Source organism: Methanoculleus sp. SDB, assembly GCA_001412355.1.
Classification (GTDB): Archaea; Halobacteriota; Methanomicrobia; order Methanomicrobiales; family Methanomicrobiaceae; genus LKUD01.
The window spans coordinates 1-2,904 of sequence record LKUD01000050.1 but is presented as its reverse complement, the minus strand read 5'-3'; the positions used below and the strand labels follow the sequence as shown (position 1 = coordinate 2,904).

The window sequence follows — 2,904 nt, the reverse complement described above, 5'->3', positions numbered from 1 at the left end:
CTCTGCCCCTTCTGCCCGGCCCTCCAGACCCCGGAGAGCGGGTATTTGCAGCCGCCGGTAAAGGCGAGCAGACACCGGAAGCAGGAGTTCCTCCGCCAGACCTTTGACCGGCATCATTACAACGGGTAAATGAGCGGGACAAAGAATGCGGGATAGAGTGAAGGCGCGATTTTTCGCACTTTATTTTTCGCAAGTGCTTCGGGGCGTTTTTCCCCGTCACGTGATTTGTTTTGGTGCCAATAGTTATGTCCGTCCTTAAACAATCACCTATGTGATGAAAATCCGGTTCCTCACGGCTTTTATCGTACTGGCTGCACTGCTCCTGAGTGCAGGATGCACCGGAACGTCTCCCGCTCCGAACGATACCGGCCCCGGGACTGCGGTTCCGTCAGCTGCTCTCACGAGTCCGACGCCGGAGAACTGTACCTTCGACTACCTGACAGGGAACGCCGAAAATCATTTTTTCCGGGAGGATTCCTGTTATTTCAGGACCCATACCCCGGTGGATTTCCTCACGGACCTGCGCGATAATCCCCATCAGCCGGTCATGGTCCGCGATGTGCCCGAAGGCTGGATCACGCCCTTCGATGCCGAACTCCTGATGCGGGAGATCGATTCCGACGAGCCTGCGGCCCCGGTCGTCTCGCCGATAAGCTCGTACTGGCCTTTCAACCAGACTTCAACGGTCGGGAACGAAGCGCTCTTCCTTCTGGAGGGGTACCGGAGCGGGACATACCCCCCGGCCCTCTGTTCCCTGTATTATTTCCACCCGAACAGGACCGAGGTGCGATCGTGGTGGAATGCTTCCGGGAAAGGAGGGGGTCAGTGAAGGGGATGCAATCCGGATGATCCGGATATCCGAAATTCCAGAGGAAGATGACAGTCCTGCCGTCACAGGAGCATAATGACGATAAATAGCGCCATGAATCCGCCCCACGTCAGGTACAGCCGGCGGACCAGCGCATGCCCCTCGTCTCTCGCCGTGCTCCGGACGAGCAGGAAGGAAAAATACGCCATGCAGACCTCTTGTTCGTCCGCATCCGGAAGGCAGAAGGGGGGCGCCGTCGTGCCTTCTGTCAGTTCTGTCATGGAGATGCCTCTTGTCGGTGACACGAAAAAGGATAGTGCACCGGCGCTACAGCACGGGGAGGAACCAGCCGACAACCGAGGTCACCAGCCAGATGGCGACGGCGATCGCCAGGGACTTGAGCCAGCCGATACCGTAGAGGTGCTGCAGTACGAGCAGCCACGCGATGCCGGCGACGAATGCGGCAATCAGTCCGTGGTCCAGTATGGCGTAGATGACCGCATAGACGACCGTGCCGGCGACAGCTGCGATCAACGCCGTGGTGATGCCTTCCGTCTCGCCGAAGAACCGCGTGACCGCATAAATGATGATCGTCGAGACGATCAGCGCCACGATAAATGACAGGAGAATACCCATGAGTGCTATACTGCAGTCTTTTCCATGCCGGTCTATTTATAGTACTCAATGGCACGGAAACGCGGGGCATCGACATTGCCGCCGTCAATGACCGTGCCGGGGTGTTTTTGTCCTGCCCGAACCTTTATGCACCGTTCCGGAGAACTATCCTTATGGCAGCAGAATCACTCCCGGATCTTCTTTCCGGATCGCTCACGATTTCACCGGAATCGGTGGTGCTTGCAGTCATCGTCGCCGTTGCAGGCCTGATTGCCGCACGGATCATCATCGCAATCGCAAAGCGGGCACTTACCAGCGCCTCGCGCCTCCCTGATCTGGTGACCGAATTTCTGGTCCGGTTTTTTGCCGTGCTTCTCTATGTCATCGTCATCCTGCTCGTCCTTGCCGTGCTGGGGATCGATGTCGGGTCGATGGTTCTCGGGCTCTCGGCGATCATCGGCCTCGTGCTGGGTTTCGGGCTCCAGAACTCATTCACCAACTTTGCCGCGGGGGTATGGATCGCCTCGCTCAGGCCGATCGACAAAGGCGAGTACGTGGAGGTGAACGGCATGGCGGGAACCGTCCAGGCAGTGGGCATCATGGCTACTGAACTGCTCACCCCGGACAATAAATTCGTCACCATTCCCAATGCGCTCATCTGGGGCAGCCCGGTGATCAACTACACCCGCATGGACACCCGCCGGGCGGATATCGGCGTGGGCATCGCCTACGACAGCAATGTCCACGAGGCCGTGCGGGTGGCGATGGAGCTGATGCGGGGCCACCCTCAGGTGCTCTCCGACCCGGAACCTGCCGTCGTGGTCACGGAACTTGCCGGGTCTTCGGTGAACCTTGCGTTGCGGGCATGGACACGGACCGGCGACTTCTGGACGGTGAAAGGCGACCTGACCCGGGATATCCTCGCGGCATATAAAACGGCAGGCATCGAGATCCCCTTCCCCCAGCTGGACGTGCACCTGGAGCGGTGATCTGCCCCCCTACTCCCCGGCTCTGGCCGGGTTTTCACCGGTATACCTGAGGCTCATCCGGGACGCGGCAATTGGCGCCGGCATGCTGCCTCCTCTCCGCCCCGGCACGGTGCCGGGGACCCGGAGAACGGGCAACAATACATAATTACTTTTTTATAATATTCAACCAATAAAAATAATTTGATGCTCTATGGCAGTTCAAGATTCCGTATCATCCGTAACCCAATCGATAACCAGCATCGGCGATGCCATCATGCAGATGTTTTCGTCGATCATCCTGTATCTCCCGAATATTATCGCGGCGATAATCATCCTGATTATCGGCTGGATTGTCGGACGCATCTTCGGCAAATATGTCGCCAAAGCCCTGGATAGAATCGGGGTCGACGACGCACTCCGGAAAACGTCCGTCGGAATGGCAATCGAACACTCAGGAACGACGGTTGTGTCATTCTTCGATCTCATCGTCCGGTGGTTCATCTACCTCATCGC

4 protein-coding genes and 1 pseudogene are annotated in these 2,904 nt (G+C 57.9%); 3 read left to right on the top strand and 2 right to left on the bottom strand.

What is annotated here, in order from left to right; genetic code table 11:
* Positions 1 to 274: 274 nt before the first annotated feature.
* Entirely contained in the window at positions 275 to 829 is a 555-nt protein-coding gene (locus APR53_10680) for a hypothetical protein (protein ID KQC04429.1), read from the top strand.
* 62 nt (positions 830 to 891) lie between these two features.
* Here APR53_10680 and APR53_10675 read toward each other — a convergent pair whose 3' ends face one another.
* Together APR53_10675 and APR53_10670 are read right to left on the bottom strand one after the other, a co-directional pair.
* Positions 892 to 1,089, bottom strand: coding sequence for a hypothetical protein (locus APR53_10675; protein ID KQC04428.1), 198 nt, complete (start codon positions 1,087 to 1,089; stop codon positions 892 to 894).
* 46 nt (positions 1,090 to 1,135) lie between these two features.
* Complete coding sequence (locus APR53_10670) at positions 1,136 to 1,444, bottom strand: hypothetical protein (protein ID KQC04427.1); 309 nt, start codon at positions 1,442 to 1,444, stop codon at positions 1,136 to 1,138.
* A gap of 152 nt (positions 1,445 to 1,596) precedes the next feature.
* On the opposite strand from APR53_10670, the gene APR53_10665 reads away from it, so the two are divergent.
* Together APR53_10665 and APR53_10660 are read left to right on the top strand one after the other, a co-directional pair.
* Positions 1,597 to 2,412: a mechanosensitive ion channel protein MscS gene (locus tag APR53_10665; GenBank protein ID KQC04430.1), complete on the top strand. Its 816-nt coding sequence runs from the start codon at positions 1,597 to 1,599 to the stop codon at positions 2,410 to 2,412.
* Between the two features lie 253 nt (positions 2,413 to 2,665).
* A pseudogene (locus tag APR53_10660) lies at positions 2,666 to 2,904 on the top strand.